At 75.0% G+C, this 19,268-nt stretch carries 17 protein-coding genes; 13 read left to right on the forward strand and 4 right to left on the reverse strand.

What is annotated here, in order from left to right:
* Window positions 1–308 precede the first annotated feature (308 nt).
* Window positions 309–2,168 carry a sensor histidine kinase gene (locus tag DT076_RS06210; RefSeq protein WP_114125797.1) on the forward strand — a complete coding sequence of 620 codons (1,860 nt, stop codon included), beginning with the start codon at window positions 309–311 and terminating at the stop codon, window positions 2,166–2,168.
* Window positions 2,165–2,830 (forward strand): response regulator, encoded by a 666-nt coding sequence (locus DT076_RS06215; RefSeq protein WP_114125798.1) that lies wholly within the window; start codon window positions 2,165–2,167, stop codon window positions 2,828–2,830. Before DT076_RS06210 ends, DT076_RS06215 begins: the two co-directional genes overlap by 4 nt.
* Before the next feature lie 36 nt (window positions 2,831–2,866).
* Here DT076_RS06215 and DT076_RS06220 read toward each other — a convergent pair whose 3' ends face one another.
* Both DT076_RS06220 and DT076_RS06225 read right to left on the reverse strand, forming a co-directional pair.
* The gene (locus DT076_RS06220) at window positions 2,867–3,088 is read right to left on the reverse strand and encodes a (4Fe-4S)-binding protein (RefSeq protein ID WP_114125799.1); all 222 of its coding nucleotides are present in this window, start codon (window positions 3,086–3,088) and stop codon (window positions 2,867–2,869) included.
* 2 nt (window positions 3,089–3,090) lie between these two features.
* Complete coding sequence (locus DT076_RS06225; protein ID WP_114125800.1) at window positions 3,091–3,402, reverse strand: GNAT family N-acetyltransferase; 312 nt, start codon at window positions 3,400–3,402, stop codon at window positions 3,091–3,093.
* A 78-nt stretch (window positions 3,403–3,480) separates the two neighbouring features.
* On the opposite strand from DT076_RS06225, the gene DT076_RS06230 reads away from it, so the two are divergent.
* The gene (locus tag DT076_RS06230) at window positions 3,481–3,945 is read left to right on the forward strand and encodes a MarR family winged helix-turn-helix transcriptional regulator (protein WP_233493708.1); all 465 of its coding nucleotides are present in this window, start codon (window positions 3,481–3,483) and stop codon (window positions 3,943–3,945) included.
* On the opposite strand, the gene DT076_RS06235 is transcribed toward DT076_RS06230, so the two are convergent.
* Window positions 3,917–5,098, reverse strand: a complete 1,182-nt coding sequence (locus tag DT076_RS06235) for a lycopene cyclase family protein (RefSeq protein WP_233493738.1) — start codon at window positions 5,096–5,098, stop codon at window positions 3,917–3,919. The two genes, DT076_RS06230 and DT076_RS06235, sit on opposite strands and share 29 nt — an antisense overlap.
* A gap of 97 nt (window positions 5,099–5,195) precedes the next feature.
* Here DT076_RS06235 and DT076_RS06240 point away from each other — a divergent pair, with 97 nt between their 5' ends.
* The 8 genes from DT076_RS06240 to DT076_RS06270 all read left to right on the forward strand — a co-directional run bounded on the left by DT076_RS06240 (window position 5,196) and on the right by DT076_RS06270 (window position 16,345).
* Window positions 5,196–6,413: a PQQ-dependent sugar dehydrogenase gene (locus DT076_RS06240; protein ID WP_114125801.1), complete on the forward strand. Its 1,218-nt coding sequence runs from the start codon at window positions 5,196–5,198 to the stop codon at window positions 6,411–6,413.
* A 189-nt stretch (window positions 6,414–6,602) separates the two neighbouring features.
* Window positions 6,603–8,204 (forward strand): alkaline phosphatase D family protein, encoded by a 1,602-nt coding sequence (locus tag DT076_RS06245; RefSeq protein ID WP_114125802.1) that lies wholly within the window; start codon window positions 6,603–6,605, stop codon window positions 8,202–8,204.
* Window positions 8,205–8,374: 170 nt separating this feature from the next.
* Window positions 8,375–9,652, forward strand: a complete 1,278-nt coding sequence (locus tag DT076_RS06250; RefSeq protein ID WP_199539002.1) for an amidohydrolase family protein — start codon at window positions 8,375–8,377, stop codon at window positions 9,650–9,652.
* Window positions 9,639–10,871, forward strand: a complete 1,233-nt coding sequence (locus DT076_RS06255; RefSeq protein ID WP_114125803.1) for an alanine racemase — start codon at window positions 9,639–9,641, stop codon at window positions 10,869–10,871. Before DT076_RS06250 ends, DT076_RS06255 begins: the two co-directional genes overlap by 14 nt.
* A 347-nt stretch (window positions 10,872–11,218) precedes the next feature.
* Complete coding sequence (locus DT076_RS06260; protein ID WP_114125804.1) at window positions 11,219–12,025, forward strand: ABC transporter ATP-binding protein; 807 nt, start codon at window positions 11,219–11,221, stop codon at window positions 12,023–12,025.
* Window positions 12,022–14,523 carry an FtsX-like permease family protein gene (locus DT076_RS06265; protein ID WP_114125805.1) on the forward strand — a complete coding sequence of 834 codons (2,502 nt, stop codon included), beginning with the start codon at window positions 12,022–12,024 and terminating at the stop codon, window positions 14,521–14,523. Before DT076_RS06260 ends, DT076_RS06265 begins: the two co-directional genes overlap by 4 nt.
* 302 nt (window positions 14,524–14,825) lie before the next feature.
* A complete protein-coding gene (locus DT076_RS19860; RefSeq protein WP_233493710.1) occupies window positions 14,826–15,239 on the forward strand; it encodes a hypothetical protein in 414 nt (137 codons plus the stop codon).
* A complete protein-coding gene (locus tag DT076_RS06270; protein WP_233493712.1) occupies window positions 15,236–16,345 on the forward strand; it encodes an alpha-N-arabinofuranosidase in 1,110 nt (369 codons plus the stop codon). The genes DT076_RS19860 and DT076_RS06270 overlap by 4 nt, the downstream gene beginning before the upstream one ends.
* Here DT076_RS06270 and DT076_RS06275 read toward each other — a convergent pair.
* Entirely contained in the window at window positions 16,338–17,357 is a 1,020-nt protein-coding gene (locus tag DT076_RS06275; protein ID WP_114125806.1) for a LacI family DNA-binding transcriptional regulator, read from the reverse strand. The two genes, DT076_RS06270 and DT076_RS06275, sit on opposite strands and share 8 nt — an antisense overlap.
* 102 nt (window positions 17,358–17,459) lie before the next feature.
* Here DT076_RS06275 and DT076_RS06280 point away from each other — a divergent pair, with 102 nt between their 5' ends.
* Complete coding sequence (locus tag DT076_RS06280) at window positions 17,460–18,011, forward strand: hypothetical protein (protein WP_114125807.1); 552 nt, start codon at window positions 17,460–17,462, stop codon at window positions 18,009–18,011.
* Window positions 18,012–18,031: 20 nt separating this feature from the next.
* Entirely contained in the window at window positions 18,032–19,147 is a 1,116-nt protein-coding gene (locus DT076_RS06285; RefSeq protein WP_199539003.1) for an L-dopachrome tautomerase-related protein, read from the forward strand.
* Window positions 19,148–19,268 lie beyond the last annotated feature (121 nt).

The raw sequence follows: 19,268 nt of genomic DNA on the forward strand, positions 1-19,268 counted from the left end.
GTGCCGTCAGGCTAAGCCCGACCACCGACACCGCAACAGGGTCAGACGCCCCCGACCGCCCGCCGAGGGGAACGGTCGAGGGCGTCCGCGCGCCGTCCGACCCCTCGTCCGTTCCGCTCACCGATCCAGGATGGCGGCCCCGCCGTGCGGGCGGCGGCGGGCCCACGAGTGCCACCGTGGTCGGGGCCGGCCCTGTCGACGTTGGGACCACGGCCCCATGGGCGGCCCGGGCGTCGCTCCTAGGCTTGGGCCGGTGGCCGCGGGGTGCGGCCGGGACGGTGCAGGAGGCGCGGGTGCAGGAGAGGGGCGTGAGCCAGCTGGACGTCTACCACCCGCTGCAGGCCCCGCGGGAGCCGGCACCGGAGAACGCGTGGTCGCGCGACGCCGTCATCACGCTGGTGTTCGTCCTGTTCGCCTACGTCACCGGCGTCGCCTTCGGCCTCGGGGCCGGGTTCCTCTCCACCCTGGTCGCGCTGCCGCTGGTCTTCCGCCGGCACTACCCGATGCTGATGCTCTACGGCAGCACCCTCGGTGCACTGGTGCAGCTGGTGCTGCCGAACATCCAGGCCAGCGTCGTGGTGGTGCCGTTCGTGGTCTACAACGTGGCACGCTGGGTGGCACCGCCTGCGGCCGCTCGGCTCTCGGTGATCATCGGGCTGATCGGCTCGATCCTCGGCCCGGTGCGCTGGACCACCGACGACTCCTACTACGGCGGGCCGTCGTTGCTGGCGGTCTACGCCTTCACCTGCCTGGTCTGCGTGCTGGCCGCCTACGTGTTCGGACGCCGCCGGCACGAGTCGATCCGCTCCGTCGACGAGCGCCGCCAGGCCGAGGAGACCACGCTGCGGATGCAGCTGGCCGCCAGCGAGCAGCGGGCGCGCGCCGCAGAGGTGAACGAGCGCAACCGGATCGCCCGGGAGCTGCACGACATCGTCGCCCACTCGCTGTCGGTGATCGTCGTCCAGGCCGAGGGCGGGCGCGCGCTGGCGGCCAAGAAGCCCGAGCTGGCGGGGGACGTCCTCGACACCATCGCCGAGACCTCGCGGGACGCGCTGACCGAGATGCGCCGGATCGTCGGCGTGCTGCGGCACGGCCCCGACAACGCACCCGCCGACTGGAAACCCGCCCCGGGGCTGGGCGACCTCGCCGACCTGGTCCAGCGGACGTCGGACCGGGCGACCCTGGAGGTCCGCGGGGCGCTGCCCCAGGTCAGCCAGACCGTCGGCCTCACGGTCTACCGCGTCGTCCAGGAGGCGCTGACCAACGTGCTCAAGCACGCCGGCCCGGACGCCCGTGCGCGGGTGCTGCTCGACTGCACCTCCCCGTCGGCGGTCGAGCTGGTGGTCCGCGACGACGGCGTCGGCGCCCGGGCCGGCACGGACGGTCGCGGTCACGGCCTGCGCGGGATGCACGAGCGGGTCCACCTGGTCGGCGGCCAGGTGCGCACCGGGCCGCACCCCGAGGGCGGGTTCGAGGTCCGCGCCCGCTTCCCGCTCGCCCCCGCCCGACCGGCTCCCGTCCAGCCGACCGGACCGCGGCCCACACCCGTCCGGCAGGACCAGCCCGGCCCGGCCTCGCAGCCTCCGACCCCGCCGTCGGCCGGGCGTCCCCGCCCACCGGCCCGCGACCGCCCCACCGGCGGCGACCGCCCCACCAGCGGCGACCGCCCCACCAGCGGCGACCGCCCCACCAGCGGTGACCGTCCCGTCGTGCGTCCCGGCCCCGCCGCCCCGGCACGCCGCGACGCCTGGCGCCCGCTGCACGCCGACCCGGACGCCCTCCCCGGCCAGCCCGCGGCCGCGGCCGATCGGTCCGGCCGTCCGTCCCGTCCCGGCGCGGAGGAGCCGGCGGTCCCGCTGCCGCGCTACCCGCGCGCCGACCCCACGGGCCGACCGGCGCAGCACCCCCGTCCGGCCGCCGGCGCCGGGCCCCACCGCGACCGGGCCGCCGCGGCCCGGCCGACGCCCACCCCGGAGCAGCCGGGCACGCCGGCCCCGCGCGGGCCGCGTCCCGACACGTCCGCCGAGGAGCTCACGGTCAGCCTGGACACCCAGCCGACCGTCAGGATGGACCCCGACCACACCGAGACCAGCGTCCTCCCCCGCACCCCCGGCACCGACCGGCCCGCGGACCCGGGACGACGCGAGCCCCCGAGGAGCCGCCCGTGAGCCCGACCCGAGTCTTCCTCGCCGACGACCAGTCCCTGGTCCGCGGCGGGTTCCGGATGCTGATCGAGGCCGAGGACGACATGGCGGTGGTCGGCGAGGCCTCCGACGGCGCCTCGGCCGTCCGCGCGCTGGCGAACCGTCCGGCCGACGTGGTGCTGATGGACATCCGGATGCCCGTGATGGACGGTGTCGAGGCCACCCACCGGCTGGTGCACTCGGGCAACCCGACCAAGGTGCTGGTGCTCACCACCTTCGATCTCGACGAGTACGTCTTCGCCGCGCTCAAGGCCGGCGCCAGCGGGTTCCTGCTCAAGGACGCCCGGCCCGAGGAGCTGCTGGCCGCCATCCGCGACGTGGCCGCCGGGGACGCCGTGATGTCGCCCAGCGTGACCCGCCGGCTGCTCGAGCACGTGGTGCCCACGCTGCCCTCCTCGCCCACCGACAAGGGGCCCGACCCGCGGCTGGGCGTGCTCACCGACCGCGAGCAGGAGGTGCTGGTCGAGATCGCGCGGGGCGCCACCAACAGCGAGATCGCCCGCACCCTCTACATGGCCGAGGGGACGGTCAAGACCCACATCGGACGGCTGCTGGCCAAGCTGGAGATCCGCGACCGGGTGGGGCTGGTGCTGTTCGCCTTCGAGACCCGGCTCGTCGAGCTCTGAGGCCCTGACGGGGTCGTGGCTGAGCGCTCGGCCCGCTCAGTGCTCGACGATCTGCAGGGCGCCGGAGGGGCAGCGCCCGACCACGTCCCGCAGCTGCTGCGCGGACGCCTCGGTGGCGGCGACGTTCGGGTCGATCCAGGGCCGGGCAGCGACGTCGAACACCTCGGGCATGCCGCGGACGCACTCGGCGGCGTGACGGCAGACCTCGCCGTCGAAGGACACGTCGAGGACCGGACCGGTGTACACCTTCGCGGCCATGGTCAGTCCTTCGCCGTCGTCGCGGGCACGCCGTAGACGAGCGGTGCGTAGTCACGGTGCCGGCCGATCCAGCCCTTGATGAACGGGCACAGCGGCAGCACCCGGTGGGTGCCCGTCGCGCGGACGTCGTCGAGGGCGAAGCGGGCGATCGCCGAGCCGACGCCGTGGCCCTCGAAGCGGGGGTCGACCTCGGTGTGGGTGAAGACGAGGAGCTCGTCGGTGCGGATGTACTCCGCGAACCCGGCGACCTCGTCGTCGATGCGGGCCTCGTAGCGCTGCTGCTGGGGACGGTGCTGCACGTCGATGGTGCTCATCTGCTCTCCTCGACCGGTGGGCGACAGCACCAGCCTCCCACCCGATACGTGAATGTTCAACCATCGTAGGCTCGTCCTGTGGCGGAGGACCCGTGGCTGACCGAGGACGAGATGGCGACCTGGCGCGCCCTCGACCGCGTCCTCACCCGGCTGCCCCGCGCCCTGGAGGCCCAGCTCGAGCGCGACGCCGGGCTCGGCTACATGGAGTACTACGTGCTGGCCGGGCTCTCGGACCAGCCCGGGCGCACCATCCGGATCAGCCGGCTCGCCGAGCTGGCCCACTGCGAGCTGTCCCGGCTGTCCCACCTGATCAGCCGGCTCGAGCGCCGCGGTCTGGTCCGGCGCGAGCCCGACCCCGACGACCGCCGCTCCACCCGGGCGGTCCTCACCGAGGAGGGGCACCGGCTGCTGGTCGCGGTGGCCCCGGCCCATGTCGCCCTGGTGCGGCGCCTCGTCTTCGACGACCTCTCCCCCGCCGGGCAGCGCATGCTGCGGGAGGCGGCCGACCGGATCGTCACCCGGCTCGACGAGGTGGGGGCCTGAGCCGCCGCCCCACCGGGGCGACCACCTCGGCCGCCGTGGAGCGGACCGCCACCGAGGTCAGCCGCGGCGGTAGGCGTCCGGCCATCGCGACCATCGCCGCCAGCGTGCCGCGGGGGTCGTCCCAGGCCGACAGGTAGCTGCGCTGCAGGGAGACCGGGAGCGCGAAGAAGGCGTCGAAGAAGCGGACGGTGCCCGCGGCGTCGAGCCCGAGCAGGGTGCGCAGCCCGGCCTGCCGCAGCCGGCGGGTGGCCTGCGCGGCCGGCGTCCACAGCGCCCGGCGCGGGTCGCGGCCGGCGCGCACCGCCGCGACCACCACGTCGGCCAGCCGGAGCGAGACGGCCACGCTGTAGCCGGTGCCGGGGTGCATCAGCCCGCCCCGCGCGCCGAACGGCACCGGCCCGGGTCGGCGTCCGGCCGCCGGGTCGGGTTCGACGGCGAATCGCACGTGCTCGGTGCGCTCGTAGCCCGACAGCGTGAGGCCGTGCCCGGCCAGCCGGGTCTCCAGCCGCTCGCGCAGCTCGCGCATCCCCAGCGCGGGACGTCCGACCAGGCAGGTCTCCTCGAGCAGGGCGTCGTCGGCATCGAGCGGCAGCGCGTAGAGGAAGTTGGCCGGGCCCTCGGACGCGCTCTGGCCGGCGGTGGCATGGTCGTGGCGGCGCCAGTCCATCAGCCACGGCCCGCCGAGCACCTCCTCGGCCCGCCGGCGCGAGACCACCACCCCGACCGCGGTCTGCTGCGCCCGGGCCGGGTCGAGCGGGGCGCCGCGGGCGTCGAGCACGCAGCTCGCGGTCAGCCGGGTGCCGTCACGCAGCAGGACGCGGGTGGCGTCGGCCTCGGCGACCGTGCCGGTGAGCAGCTGCGCGCCGTCCAGGGTCAGGCTCCGCTGCAGCCGGGGGGTGCTCAGCACCACGTACTCGCGCGGCACCCGACGGGCGGTGCCGGTGTGCACCCAGGGCTCGAACCGGGTGCTGACCGCCTCGGGCGCCAGCCAGCCGGGCAGCTCGTCGGCCCAGGCCGCGTAGGTCGGCGTCCAGGGGCGTTCCGGTGCCGGGTCGACGGCGACCACCTCGACCCCGGCCGCCGCGAGCCGGTGGGTCAGGGCGCGTCCGGCCGGGCCCAGACCCAGCACCAGCACCGACACCCGACGACCCATCACGTCCCCAGCCTGGCACCCGGTGCCCCGTCCCGCCCGGTCGGGCGGGCCGTCGCACCCCGGCGCCGACCTTGCCGCGCGGTGGCACAGTGGCCGCATGAGACGCGCCGCGGTCGGCCTGCTCGTCCTCCTCTCCGTGGTGGCCGCCTGCGGCGGCGATCCGGACGCCGGCGCGGAGGACGCCCCACCGCCACCCACCTCCGCGGCCACCTCCCCCTCGCCGACGCCCACTCCGACGCCGACGCCGTCGCCCACCCCGACCCCCACGCCCGACACCGAGCCCGGGCTCGAGGTGGAGGTGCTGGCCGACGACCTCGAGCTGCCCTGGGACGTGGCCGAGCTGGCCGGCGGCGAGCTGCTGGTCACCGAGAAGGAGAGCGGCCGGCTGCTGCTCCTCGACGGCACGGAGCAGCGGGTGCTCTCCGACGGGCCGTCCGGGCTGTGGTCCAGCAACGAGACCGGGTTCATGTCGCTGGCGCTCGACCCCGAGGACGACGACCGCTTCCTCACCTGCCACGGGCACCGCGACGACGGCGAGACCGACGTCCGGGTGGTCGGGTGGACCCTGGACGAGGAGCGCACCGAGGCGACCGAGGGCGACGCGTTGATCAGCGGGATCGGCAGCACCACCGGGCGCCACGGCGGCTGCCGGCTGGAGATCTCCGCCAAGGGCGAGCTGTTCGTCGGCACCGGCGACGCGGCGGTGGGCGAGAACCCGCAGGACCGCACCAGCCTCAACGGCAAGGTGCTGCGGGCCGACCCGGCCACCGGCGAGCCGCTGGCCGACAACCCGTTCATCGACGCGGAGGACCCCGACGAGCGGCTGGTCTACACCTACGGCCACCGCAACGTGCAGGGCATCGCCTTCCGCGACGACCAGGTGTTCACCGCCGAGCACGGCCCCGACGTCGACGACGAGGTCAACCTCCTCCAGCCCGGCGGCAACTACGGCTGGGACCCGGTGCCGGGCTACGACGAGTCGGTGCCGATGACCGACCAGGACCTGCCCGGGGAGCAGGTCGAGGCGGTGTGGAGCTCCGGCGACCCGACGCTGGCCATCTCGGGGATGAGCGCGGTCGAGGGGCCGCAGTGGGGCAGCTACGCCGGTGGGCTCGCGGTCGCCGCGCTCAAGGCCAGCGAGGTGGTCTTCATGAGCCTGGACGAGGACGGCACCGTCACCGACACCCGCACCCCCGACGTCCTCACGGAGTACGGACGCCTCCGCTCGGTCACCCAGGCCGCCGACGGCTCGCTGCTCATCACCACCTCCAACGGCTCGGACGACCAGCTCCTCCGCGTCACCCCCACCGGCTGACCCCTGCCCCGCCGCCCACGGCACACACGTTCGTCGGGCCCCACCCACGCTGCAGCATGGGTGCCGTCGTGCGAAGGTGTGTGCCCGGGGGTGGGCGGCGGCGTGCCGGGACGTCCGGTGCCGTCGAGTTGGGGCAGGTGTCACCTCGTCGTCGTCCCGATGTCGCCTGGGAGGGCCAGCGTCGACGTCATGAACCTCACCCCCACCCCCAACCGTCGGACCGTGCTCACCGCCGGTCTCGTCGGCACCGCCGCCGTCGCCGCTCCCGCGATCACGACGCCCACCACCGCCTTCGCCGCCCCCACGCCGCGGCAGGACCCCTTCACCCTCGGCATCGCCTCCGGCGACCCGGACGCGACCAGCGTCATCCTGTGGACCCGGCTCGCCCTCGACCCGCTGGCCGACGACGGCCGCGGCGGGATGGCGTCGGGCACCTATCAGCTGCGCTGGGAGGTCGCCGAGGACGAGCGGTTCCGCCGCGTCGTCCGCCGTGGCCGCGCCCTGGCCAAGCCGGAGTTCGGGCACGCGGTGCACGTCGAGGCCAGCGGGCTGCGTCCGGACCGCGAGTACTGGTACCGCTTCCGTCTCGGCCGCCACCTCTCCCCCGTGGGCCGCACCCGCACCACCCCGCGGGCCGGCGAGATGCCCTCCGCGCTGGCGATGGCCTTCGCCTCCTGCGCCCGCTGGGAGGACGGCTGGTTCACCGCCTACCGCCACCTCGCCGCCGAGCGTCCCGACGTCGTGCTGCACCTGGGCGACTACTTCTACGAGTACCAGGCCGGCCCGGAGGGCAACGTCCGCGGGATCGAGGGCCCGGAGACCATGACGCTGGCGAACTACCGGCAGCGCCACGCCCAGTACAAGACCGACCCGGACCTGCAGGCCGCGCACGCGGTCGCGCCGTGGCTGGTCACCTGGGACGACCACGAGCTCGACAACAACTGGGCCGACGAGATGCCGGAGAAGCCCGAGGAGCAGCCCGGCTTCCTGGCTCGCCGTGAGGCGGCCTTCCGCGCCTACTACGAGAACATGCCGCTGCGGCCGTCCTCGGCGCCCAGCGGGATCGACCTGCAGCTCTACCGGCGGGTCCGGTGGGGCCGGCTGGCCAGCTTCCACATGCTCGACACCCGCCAGTACCGCTCCGACCAGGCCTGCGGGGACGGCTTCGCCACCGACTGCGCCGCCGCCGACGACCCGTCCCGCAGCATCACCGGCGCCGCCCAGGAGGCCTGGCTGCTGGACGGCTTCCGCGAGTCCGACGCCCGCTGGGACCTGCTCGGCCAGCAGGTCTTCTTCGCCGTCCGGGACCGCGACGAGAGCCCGGCGGAGGCCGTCTCGATGGACGCCTGGGACGGCTACGCCGCCTCCCGCCGGCGGATCACCGAGGGCTGGCTGGACGCCGGCGTGCGCAACCCGGTGGTGCTCACCGGCGACGTGCACACCCACTGGGCCAACGAGCTCAAGGCCGACTGGGACGAGCCAGAGGGTCCGAGCGTCGGTACCGAGCTGGTGACCTCCTCGATCACCTCCGGCGGGAACGGCCAGGACCTGGAGATCGGCAGCTACCCGTGGCAGGAGTGGAACGAGCACATCAAGTTCCAGAACCAGCTGCGCGGCTACGTCTCCACCGTCATCACCCCCGACAGCATGGACGTCAGCTTCCGCTGCCTGCCCTACGTCGAGGAGCAGGGCGCCCCGGCCTTCACCCGCGCCCGCTACGTCGTCGAGGACGGCCAGCACACCCTCAACCTGGTCGAGGACAACCCCCTCGACACCGTGCAGCCCCGCTGACCCCCTCCACCCCCGGCCGCCCCGAGGCCTGACCCCTTCCCGCGGGTGTGGGCGTTCCGTCGGACCCGACCAGCTCGGAGCGACGGTTCGGCCACATCCGCGGGCGCCGGGCCGGGGTGGGTGGCGAGACCGGGAACCCCCGGCCGGCGGGGACTGGCACGATCGCTCCCGTGGAACCCGATCTCGCACTGCTCAACAGTCGGGTGCTCGACCCCGCCTCCGGGACCGACCTGGTCGGCGACGTGGCGATCAGCGACGGACGGGTCGCCGCCGTCGGTCCGGGGGTCGGTGCCGGGGCGAGCCGGACGATCGACGTCTCCGGCGCGCTGGTCACCCCGGGGCTGGTCGACCTGCACACCCACGTCTTCGCCGGTGCCGGTTTCTGGGGTGTCGCGCCGGACCCGCTCGCCTGGAGCACCGGTGTCACCACCTGGGTGGACGCCGGGTCTGCCGGGGCGTACGCGGTGCGGGCGCTGGCCCGCCAGGTCGCGGCCACCGGCGTCCGGGTGCACGCGCTGCTCAACGTGTCCGGGATCGGGCTGACCGGCTCCACCGGTGAGTCACTGCTGCTCGAGCACTGCGACGTGGACGCCGCCGTCGCCGCGATCCGCGAGCACCCCGCCCTGGTCCGCGGGATCAAGGTGCGCGTCGACCGGCACACCGTCGGCCCCCACGGGCTGGAGCCGCTGCGCCGCGGGCTGGAGGTGGCCGAGGCGACCGGGCGTCCGCTGATGGCCCACATCGGCTACGGCCCGCCGTCGGCCTCCGACGTGGTGGCGCTGCTGCGCCCCGGCGACGTCCTCACCCACTGCGCGACCGGGGTGGCCGAGGGGCTGGTCCGCGACGGACGCCCCGAGCCGGCCCTGGTCGAGGCAGCCGCCCGCGGGGTGGTGCTCGACCTCGGGCACGGCTCGGGCGGGTTCTCCTACCCGGTGCTGGACGCCCTGCTGGCCGCCGGGCTGCCGCCGGCCACCGTCTCCTCCGACCTCCACGCGCGCTCGCTGCACGGCCCGGTCTTCGACCTGCCGACCACGATGGGCACCGTGCTGGCGGCCGGGATGGACCTGGTCGACGTGGTCGCCGCCGCCACCGTCACCCCCGCCCGGGTGCTCGGGCTGGACGCCGGCACGCTGGCGGTCGGCGCCCCGGCCGACATCGCGGTGTTCGACCTGGACGAGGGCGAGCACGTCTTCGGCGACGCGCACGGCGTGACCCGCACCGGCTCGGTGCGGCTGGTCAACCGGATGACCCTGCTGGACGGCCGTCCGCTCGCCCCGCGCTGGCCCGAGCCGGTGCCGTCGTGGATCCCGCTCAACGACCGCCAGCGGGCCGCCCTGGACGCCCGCGAGCAGCGGCTGCGCGCCGAGCTCACCCGTCCGCTGCTCGAGCCGCACGAGCTGAGCGAGCAGTTCCCCCGCCCCGAGGAGACCGCTCATGACCCCTGCTGAGGACGTCCGCCGGTACGGCCTGGACGAGCCGCTCGACGCCCGGTTCCGCAACCTGCCCGTCGACCCGGAGCTGCTCGCGCGCGCCGGCACGGTCGGCGGGGTGGCCGGCGCCGGCTGGCACCTGGACGACCTGCTGCTGCCCAGCGCGACCCTGCGGGCGTCCGCGCTGCGGCACAACGGCCGGCTGTTCGCCGACTGGTGCGCCGGGCACGGGGTCGACTTCGCCCCGCACGGCAAGACCTCGATGAGCCCGCAGCTGGTCGCCGACCAGCTCGCCGACGGGGCCTGGGCGATCACCGCCGCCACCGTCGGGCAGGCGCGGGCGATGCGGGAGTGGGGTGTGCCGCGGGTGCTGCTGGCCAACCAGGTCACCGACCGCGCCGGGCTGGCCTGGCTCGGGCACACGCAGCGCAGCGACCCGGGGCTGGAGCTGCTGGTGCTGGCCGACAGCGTCGCCGGGGTGGAGCTGCTGGCCGCGGCCGGGACGCCCGGGCGTCCGCTGCCGGTGCTGCTCGAGCTCGGCGTGCCCGGAGGGCGCACCGGGTCGCGGAGCGTCGAGGAGGCGCTGACCGTCGCCCGCGCGGTCGAGGCGGCACCGGGGCTGCGGCTGGCCGGGGTGGAGTGCTTCGAGGGCGTGCACCCGGGCGACCGCAGCGCGTCCGCGTCCGCCGCGGTGAGCGCGATGGTCGACCTGCTGGGCGAGCTGCTGTCCACGCTGGACGCCGAGGGCCTGCTGCAGGAGGAGGCCGTCATCACCGCCGGCGGCTCCTCCTACCCCGACCTGGTGGTGGCCAGCTGGGCCGGCCTGCCGACCCTGTCGGTGCCGGTGCGGCGGGTGGTGCGCTCTGGCGGCTACCTCTTCCACGACCACGGCATGCTCGCCCGGGTCTCCCCGTTCCGCGAGCTGCGCCCGGCGCTGGAGGTGCACGCCGCGGTGCTGTCGGTGCCCGAGCCGGGGCTGAGCCTGGTCGGCTTCGGCAAGCGGGACGCCTCCTTCGACATCGACCTGCCGGTGCCGCTGGACGCCGGCCCGGGCGTGGTCGTCACCGGGCTCAACGACCAGCACGCCTTCGTCCGCTCCGAGGAGGACGCGCCGTGGCGGGTGGGCGAGCGGGTCCGCTTCGGCATCTCCCACCCCTGCACCACCCTCGACCGCTGGCCGCTGATCCCGCTGCTCGACGACGACCGCGTCGTGGGCGCCGTCCGCACCTACTTCTGAGCCGCCGTCGGTCGGTCCGGGCCGGGTCGGGAGACGCCCCCAGCGTCCACGTGTGCACACATATCAGGTCCTGCGGTACGCGACGTGCCGACGAGGGTGGACGGATCGTCGGTACGCCTCCGCTGGGAACGACGGTCCGGCCACACGCGCGGCGACGGCCTCCGGAGGAGCAGGTGGTGCGGGGCCCTGGTCCGGGACCGCGGTCGGAGCGTGGACGCCCACGGTCGGACGGGCGACGCTCACCGAGTGCCCACGGTCGCGGTCGCCAAGGCCCGTAGCGGCACGAGGACGAGGTCGCTACGGCTCTAGCGTCGAGGGCGTCCCCAGCCTCCGACGACAGGACGCCCATGAGCACCGCGACCCGGCCCGCCCCGCCCGACGCCCCCACCAGCACGGTGGTGGCCAGCGCCCTCGACCTGAGCAAGGTGTACGGCTCGGGCAGCACCGCCGTCCGGGCCGTCGACGGGGTCAGCGTGAACATCCACCGCGGCACCTTCACCGCGATCATGGGACCGTCCGGGTCGGGCAAGTCCACCCTCATGCACTGCCTCGCCGGGCTCGACCGCACCACCGGCGGCAAGGTGTTCCTCGCCGGTCAGGAGCTCAGCGCGCTGGACGACCGCCGGCTCACCCGGGTCCGCCGCGACCAGGTCGGTTTCGTCTTCCAGTCCTTCAACCTGCTGCCGACCCTGACCGCACGGGAGAACATGCTGCTGCCGCTCGACCTCGCCGGCCGGCGTCCCGACCCGGACCACCTGCGGGAGGTGGTGGACGCCCTCGGCCTGGCCGACCGTCTGGGACACCGGCCGAGCGAGCTGTCCGGCGGCCAGCAGCAGCGGGTGGCGATCGCCCGCGCGCTGCTGACCCGTCCGGCGGTGGTCTTCGCCGACGAGCCGACCGGTGCGCTGGACTCCGCCACCGCCGAGGAGGTGCTCGGGCTGCTGCGCGACTCGGTCACCCGGCTGGGCCAGACCGTGGTGATGGTCACCCACGACCCGCAGGCGGCCTCGGTCGCCGACCGGGTGCTGGTGATGGGCGACGGCCGGCTGGTCGACGACCTCGACCGCCCGACCCCCGAGCAGCTGCTGGCCGCCACGGCCGGTGGCCGCGCCCGTCACGCCGTCGACGAGCGCGCCGACGAGGTGGGTTCGTGACCAGCCTGCGACTCGCCCTGGCCGAGCTGCGCACCCGTCCGACCCGGCCGCTGGCGGTGGTGGTGGCGGTCGCCATCAGCGTCGGGTTCATGGTGGCCAGCGTCGCCGTGGTGCGCACCGAGTTCCACGCCACCGGCGTCGCGATGACCCGCCAGCTCGCCGGCTCCGACCTCGTGGTCGAGGAGTACACCGCCCCGACCGCGGACGTCCGCGCCGCCCTCGAGGCCGTCCCCGGGGTCGAGCTGGTCGAGCCCTCGTACCGTGTCGGCGCCCGGGTCGAGGCGGACGGGCGCAGCTCGACCGCCGTCGTCACCACCGTCGGCCCCGACCCGCGGCTGCGGCCGGCCGACCTCGTCGAGGGCCGCTGGCCCACCGGTCCCTCGGAGGTCACCGTCGACGACGCCGCGATCGAGGCCCTCGACACCGGGCTGGGCGGTGAGCTGGTGCTGGACGCCGGCAACGGCGCGCAGCCCGTCACCGTGGTCGGACGCACCGACGCCGGGGCCGGCCTGATGGGCGGCGGGAGCCTGCAGCTGCACGCCGCGCCGGCGTGGTTCGAGGCCGCGGCGAGCGCGGAGACCGGCGCCGGCACCTACCTGGTGCTGGCCGACCCCGGCGTCGACCCGGCCTCGCTGGTCGCGCCGCTGCAGCAGGCCACCGATGCCGTCGTGGCCGAGCCGGGCACCTCCGCCTCGGTGCAGACCACCGCCGAGGCCGTCGCCGCCTCGGTCTCCTCGGCCACCGACGGCGCCGACGTGCTGACCGTGCTGCTGATGGTGTTCGCCTCGATCGCGCTGCTGGTCGGCGCGCTCATCATCGCCAACACCTTCGCCATCCTCATCGCCCAGCGGCGGCGCCAGATCGGGCTGCTCCGGGCGGTCGGCGGATCCACCGCCCAGCTGCGCGCCGGGCTGCTCGCCGAGGCCGCGCTGGTCGGACTGGTCGGCGCGGTGCTCGGGGTCGCCCTCGGCGTCGGGGTCACCGCCGCCGTCGCGGCCTGGACCGGCTCCCTCGCCACCGGGCTGCAGCTGCCGGTGGTGGGCGTGGTCGGCCCGGTGCTGGCCGGCGTCCTCGTCACCGTGCTCGCCTCGCTGGCCGCCATCGGACGGGCCACCGCGATCAGCCCGATGGAGGCGCTGCGCCCCGTCGCCACCCCGGCCCAGGGACGCCGGGCCACCGTGGTCCGCGTCGTCGTCTGCGGGCTGCTCGCGGTCGTCGGTGGCGGGCTCGCCGCCGTCGCGCTCCACCCGTCGGTGGTCGGTCTCGCCGGTGAGCCGGTGCTGGCCGTGGCGATCCTCGGGGCCGCGGCGCTGTCGCTGGCCGTGCTCGGCGCGGCGCCGCTGTACGTGCCGACGCTGGTGCGCGGTGTCGGGCTGCTCACCCGCGTCCTCGGCCCGGTGGGGCGGATGACCACGGCGCAGATGAGCCGCAACCCGGCCCGCACCGCCGCCACCTGCGTGGCGCTGATGCTCGCGGTCGGCGTCACCGTCACCCTGCAGACCGGCGCGGCGACCACGTCGCGCACCCTGCTCGGCGACATCGAGGAGCGCTTCCCCGTCGACTTCTCGCTCACCCGCTACGACGGCGCCGACGTGCCGCCGGAGACGGTCGAGCGGCTGCGCGCCGTGGACGGCGTCGAGCGGACGCTCGTGCTGCCGGCCGGGCAGGCCGACACCGGCGACGGCTACGTCCGCACCGTCTACGCCGTCGACCCGGCCCAGGCCGACGCGTTCCTGCCCGAGCCGCTGCCCGCCCTCGACGACCGCTCGGTGGTGCTGTCCCCGCAGGAGGGGCTGGACGCCGGCGACGAGGTGGCCGTGACCGTCCTCGACCCCGCCGACGGCACCGAGGGCCGCACCGCCACCTACACCGCCGTCATCAGCCACGCCGCCCACGGGGGCGCGCTGCTCACCGAGCAGGCCTTCACCGACCTGTTCGGCCAGACGAACGCGGCCGGGCTCTGGCTGGACGCCGACCCTGCCGCCGACGCCGCGCAGGTGACCGCCGACGTCAGCTCGGTCGCGGGCAGCACCGACTACCGCGACGCCGGCGTCTACCAGCAGGCCACCGGCTACACCCAGGTGCTCGACACCCTGGTGCTGATCGCCACCGGTCTGCTCGGAGCCGCGGTGCTGATCTCCCTGGTCGGGGTGGGCAACACGCTGGCGCTGTCGGTGATCGAGCGGACCCGGGAGTCGGCGCTGCTGCGGGCGCTCGGTCTGCAACGCCGCCAGCTGCGGCTGATGCTGCTGCTGGAGGCGCTCACCGTGGCGGTGGTGAGCGCGGTCGTCGGCGTCCTGGCCGGCGGGTTCCTCGGCTGGCTGGGCGCCAGCGCGCTGATGGGCGTGCTGGGCCAGGAGGAGGCCGAGCTCGCCGTGTCCTGGCCGCAGACCCTCGGCGTGGCCGCGGTCGCACTGGTCGCCGCCGCGCTGGCCTCCGTGCTGCCCGGACGCCGGGCCGCGACCGCCCCGCCGGTGGCCGCGCTCGCGGTCGAGTGAAACCGGTACGCGGGGCGGCACCGACGACCGGTGCCGTCCCGCCGGAGCTGATGCAGCCGAGGGCGCCGTCGGCCCAGGCCGCACCTCGTGCACCTCTCTGCCCGGCCCCTCGGCGCGGGAGTCGAACCAGACCTGCAGCGCCCGCGCGGTCATGGTGTCCTCCTGCGTCGTCGGTCGTCGCTGCTCCCGGTACCGACCGGGCCCGCCTGCCGGGACTCATCGCCCGGATCTGCTGGTCGCGCAGCGGCGCATCGGTGTAACGTCAAACCCGACCGCGTCCCCCTCTGGACAGGAGCTCGCCGATGAGCACGCCCACCAAGGTCGTCATCGACCTCGACGTCCCCGGCCCGACCATCAACCGCCACCTCTACGGCCACTTCGCCGAGCACCTCGGCCGCTGCATCTACGGCGGCTTCTGGGTGGGTGAGGACTCCGACATCCCGAACGAGGGCGGGATCCGCCTCGACGTGGTGGAGGCCCTGCGGGCCCTCGACATCCCCAACCTGCGCTGGCCCGGCGGCTGCTTCGCCGACGACTACCACTGGCGCGACGGCATCGGCCCGCGCGAGCAGCGTCCCTCGATGGTCAACAGCCACTGGGGCGACGTGGTCGAGGACAACTCCTTCGGCACCCACGAGTTCATGGCGCTGTGCGAGCTGCTGGGCGCCGACCCTACGTCAGCGGCAACGTCGGCTCGGGCACGGCGCAGGAGATGAGTGAGTGGGTGGAGTACCTCACCCGCGCCGGCGACTCGCCGATGGTGGCGCTGCGGCGGCAGAACGGCCGCGACGAGCCGTGGAAGGTGCCGTTCTGGGGGCTGGGCAACGAGACCTGGGGCTGCGGCGGCCACATGCGCGCCGAGGCCTACGCCGACCTGGCCCGCCAGTACGCCACCTACTGCCGTGACCACGGCGACCACCAGCTCTACCGGATCGCCGCCGGCGCGGCCGACGACGACCTGGCCTGGACCGAGGCGCTGATGAAGGCCATCGGTGGGCTCGGCTGCCGGCTGTCGGCGAAGACCCGCTTCCAGGCGGTGTCGTTCCACTACTACACGCACGCCGGAGACGCGATCGCGAAGACGCCGGCGACCGAGTTCAGCGCCGAGCAGTGGTACGGCACCCTGCAGAAGGGGCTCGACATCGACCGGGTGATCCGCGGCCACTCCGCGGTGATGGACGCCTACGACCCCGACCGCCAGATCGGTCTGGTCTGCGACGAGTGGGGCACCTGGTGGTCGGTCGAGGAGGGCACCAACCCCGGCTTCCTCTACCAGCAGAACACCGTGCGGGACGCCCTGGTAGCCAGCACCCACCTCGACATCTTCCACCGCCACGCCGAGCGGCTGGTGATGGCCAACATCGCCCAGACCGTCAACGTGCTGCAGGCGATGCTGCTCACCGACCCCGACACCGAGGCCCTGGTGCTGACACCGAGCTACCACGTGTTCGAGATGAACAAGGGCCACCAGTCGGCCCGCCGGCTGCCGGTGCACGTGCTGGACGGCCCACGCCACGAGAGCGAGCAGCACTCGCTGGAGCTGCTGTCGGTCTCGGCCAGCGCCAAGGACGGCACGGCGCTGGTCTCGCTGAGCAACCTCTCCCTCGACGCCGCCCAGGAGGTCGCGCTCGACCTGCGCGGGCTCGGCTTCGCCTGCGATCGGGCGCGGGTGCTGACCGCCGACGAGCCGCAGGCCCACAACAGCGCCGAGCACCCCGACCGGGTGCGGCCGGAGGCGCTGGACGTCCGGCTGGACGGGTCGACGCTGCAGGTGACCCTGCCGCCGCACAGCTTCGCCACCTGCGAGCTGACGCTCAGCTGAGACGCGTCGACCCCCGCTCGACCAGCCGCGGCGGCGGCATCACGACCCTGGTCGGGCGGGGGTCGGGCCCGCCCTCGATCCGGGCCAGCAGCAGCTCGCAGACCGCGTCGGCCATGGCGTCGTTGCCCGGGTCGACCGTCGAGAGCCGCGGGACGCTCCACCGGCCGGCGTCGAGGTCGTCGAAGCCGATCACCTGGACGTCCTCGGGCACCCGCAGCCCGGCGTCGGCCAGCGCGCGCAGCGCCCCGAGCGCGGCGCTGTCGGTGAGGGCGAACACCGCGTCGAACGGCTCCCCGGCCGCGACCAGCTCCTCGACCAGGCGGTGGCCGTCGCGGCGGGTGAAGGATGACGGCCGCACCAGTTCCTCCACCACCTCCACCCCCGCCTCGGCGTGCGCGGCCCGGTAACCCTGCGTGCGCAGGTGCGGCATGGAGTGCTCGGGGTCGTCCCCGCCGCCGAGCAGCGCGATCCGGCGGGCGCCGGAGCGGAGCAGCGTGGCGGTGGCGAGCCGGGCCCCGCCGACGTTGTCCATCAGCACGTGGTCGAAGCGGTCGGGCACGGTCTGCTCGCCGATGAGGACCACCGGCGTGCGGGGCCGGACGGCCGCCAGCGCCTCCGCGTCGCCGGCGACCACGCTGAGCACGAACCCGTCGTAGGCGTCCAGGCGGGGAGCGCTGAGCGAGTCGAGCTCGGCCGAGAGCCGGGCGGCCGTCCGCTCCAGCACCAGCCGCAGGCCGTGCCGCTCGAGCCGGTCGACCAGCCGGTCGGCGAGGGCGGTGTGGTACTCCGACTGCAGGTCGGGCACCGCCAGCCCGATCGTCCCGGTGCGCCCGGAGCGGAGCTGGCGGGCGGTCAGGTTGACCCGGTAGCCGAGCTCGTCGATCGCCTGCAGCACGCGGGCGCGGGTCTCCTCCCCGACCCGGCCGGGGCGCTGGTTGATGACGTTGGAGACCGTCATGTTGGACACCCCGGCGCGGCGCGCGACGTCCTCGATCGTCACCCTGGTCACCACGGGCGGCCCTCCTCCCGGCGGGAATCCGTCCCGGCCGCCGGCATGGGTGCAGCGCGGCTGGGTACGTCCCGATCCCAGCACACTCTCGTGGGAGGACCCCTCATGTCCGAGCGCAACACCGTCGTCCGTGCCCTCCACGACCTGGGCGCCGCCGCCTGGTTCGGTGGCTCGCTGATGGGCGCGGTCGGCGTCAACGGGGCGGCCGCGGCCGCGAAGGACCCGCAGGAGCGGACCCGGCTGTCCTCGATCGGCTGGGCCCGCTGGACGCCCTGGCAGGTGGCCGCGATCGTCGCCCACACCATCGGCGGCATCGGCGTCCTCGTCGGCAACCGGCGGCGGGTGGCGGTGCAGAGCGAGGCCAGGAGTGCCTCCATCGCCAAGATCGTGGTGACCGCCGCGGCGATGGGCGTCACCGCCTGGGCGGGTCTGCAGGGCAGCACGGTCGCCCGGCGCTCGCAGGAGGGCGCCCAGGGCGCCACCGAGCCCGGGTCGGGCTCCAGCGACGAGCTCGCCTCGGCGCAGCGCCAGCTCAAGGCGGCGCAGTGGCTCCTCCCCGTGCTGACCGGCGCGCTGGTGGTCATCGGGACCATCCACGGCGAGCAGCAGCGCGGGCCGGCCGGCGTCCTCGACATGGCCCGCCGCCGTCGCCGCTGACCCGGGACGGGAGGAGCCCTGTGACCAGCACCGCCGGAACACCTCCGACCGACGAGCCGATCGGCTCCCTGGAGGTCGTGCACCTGTTCGAGTCAGGGCCGATGCCGACCGGCGTCAGCGTCTCCGACTCGGGCCGGGTGTTCGTCAACTTCCCGCTGTGGGGCGACGACGTCCCAGCCACCGTGGTCGAGCTGCGCGACGGCCGCGCCGTCCCCTACCCCGACGAGGCGTGGAACAGCCCGTCCGGGCAGGACGACGAGGGCGCCTTCGTCTCGGTGCAGAGCATCGTGGTGGACCCCGCCGACCGGCTGTGGGTGCTCGACACCGGCAGCCCGCTGTTCGAGCCGACGCAGCCGGGCGGGCCCAAGCTGGTCTGCGTCGACCTCGCCACCGACACCGTCGCACAGGTCATCACCTTCGACCCGGAGGTCGCGCTGCCGACCACCTACCTCAACGACGTGCGTTTCGACCTGCGCCGGGGCGAGGCCGGCGTGGCCTTCGTCACCGACTCCTCCGACCAGGGACCGAACGGGATCATCGTGGTCGACCTGGCCAGCGGGCAGGCGTGGCGCCGGCTGCACGACCACCCGAGCACCAAGGCGGTGCCGCCGCCGGAGCTGCGGATGGTGGTGGAGGGTGCGGAGTTCGCCGAGCGCGCCGAGGACGGCACGGTCTCGCCGGTGCTGATGGGTTCGGACGGCATCGCTCTCAGCGCCGACGGCCGGCGGCTCTTCTACTGCCCGCTGGCGGGCCGGCACTGGTACTCCGTCGACACCGACGCCCTGGCCGACCGGACCCGTCGCGACGCGGACGTGGCCGCCACCGTCCGCGACGAGGGCGACAAGGGCTGCATCAGCGACGGCCTGGAGACCGACGACCAGGGACGGCTCTACGTCACCGACGGCGACCACGACGCCATCCACCGCCGCCTGCCCGACGGCCGCTGGGAGACCGTGGTGCACGACTCCCGGCTGCTGTGGCCGGACACGTTGTCGGTGGCCGCCGACCAGCACCTCTACGTCACCGCCAACCAGCTCTACCGGCAGGCGAAGTACCAGGGCGGGGAGGACAGGCGCCGCTACCCCTACGTGCTGTTCCGGACGCCGATCGGTGCCGGCCCGGTCCGCCTGCGCTGACCCCCCACAGCGCCCTGAGCCTGTCGACGGGCGGGATCCCGAGCCGGACGCCTGGGTGGGCGACCGCCTCTGCTGATTGCCCTTCGACACGCTCAGGGCGTTGGGCCGTGTGAGCGCGTTG

It is taken from the genome of Desertihabitans brevis, assembly GCF_003327535.1.
Classification (GTDB): domain Bacteria; phylum Actinomycetota; class Actinomycetes; order Propionibacteriales; family Propionibacteriaceae; genus Desertihabitans; species Desertihabitans brevis.

Bases quoted from the DNA above. Each gene is read 5' to 3' on its own strand.
- DT076_RS06220 (WP_114125799.1), bottom strand. From the start codon at position 3,088: ATGGCCGCGAAGGTGTACACCGGTCCGGTCCTCGACGTGTCCTTCGAC.
- DT076_RS06225 (WP_114125800.1), bottom strand. From the start codon at position 3,402: ATGAGCACCATCGACGTGCAGCACCGTCCCCAGCAGCAGCGCTACGAG.
- DT076_RS06235 (WP_233493738.1), bottom strand. From the start codon at position 5,098: ATGGGTCGTCGGGTGTCGGTGCTGGTGCTGGGTCTGGGCCCGGCCGGA.
- DT076_RS06240 (WP_114125801.1), top strand. From the start codon at position 5,196: ATGAGACGCGCCGCGGTCGGCCTGCTCGTCCTCCTCTCCGTGGTGGCC.
- DT076_RS06245 (WP_114125802.1), top strand. From the start codon at position 6,603: ATGAACCTCACCCCCACCCCCAACCGTCGGACCGTGCTCACCGCCGGT.
- DT076_RS06255 (WP_114125803.1), top strand. From the start codon at position 9,639: ATGACCCCTGCTGAGGACGTCCGCCGGTACGGCCTGGACGAGCCGCTC.
- DT076_RS06260 (WP_114125804.1), top strand. From the start codon at position 11,219: ATGAGCACCGCGACCCGGCCCGCCCCGCCCGACGCCCCCACCAGCACG.
- DT076_RS19860 (WP_233493710.1), top strand. From the start codon at position 14,826: ATGAGCACGCCCACCAAGGTCGTCATCGACCTCGACGTCCCCGGCCCG.
- DT076_RS06270 (WP_233493712.1), top strand. From the start codon at position 15,236: ATGAGTGAGTGGGTGGAGTACCTCACCCGCGCCGGCGACTCGCCGATG.
- DT076_RS06280 (WP_114125807.1), top strand. From the start codon at position 17,460: ATGTCCGAGCGCAACACCGTCGTCCGTGCCCTCCACGACCTGGGCGCC.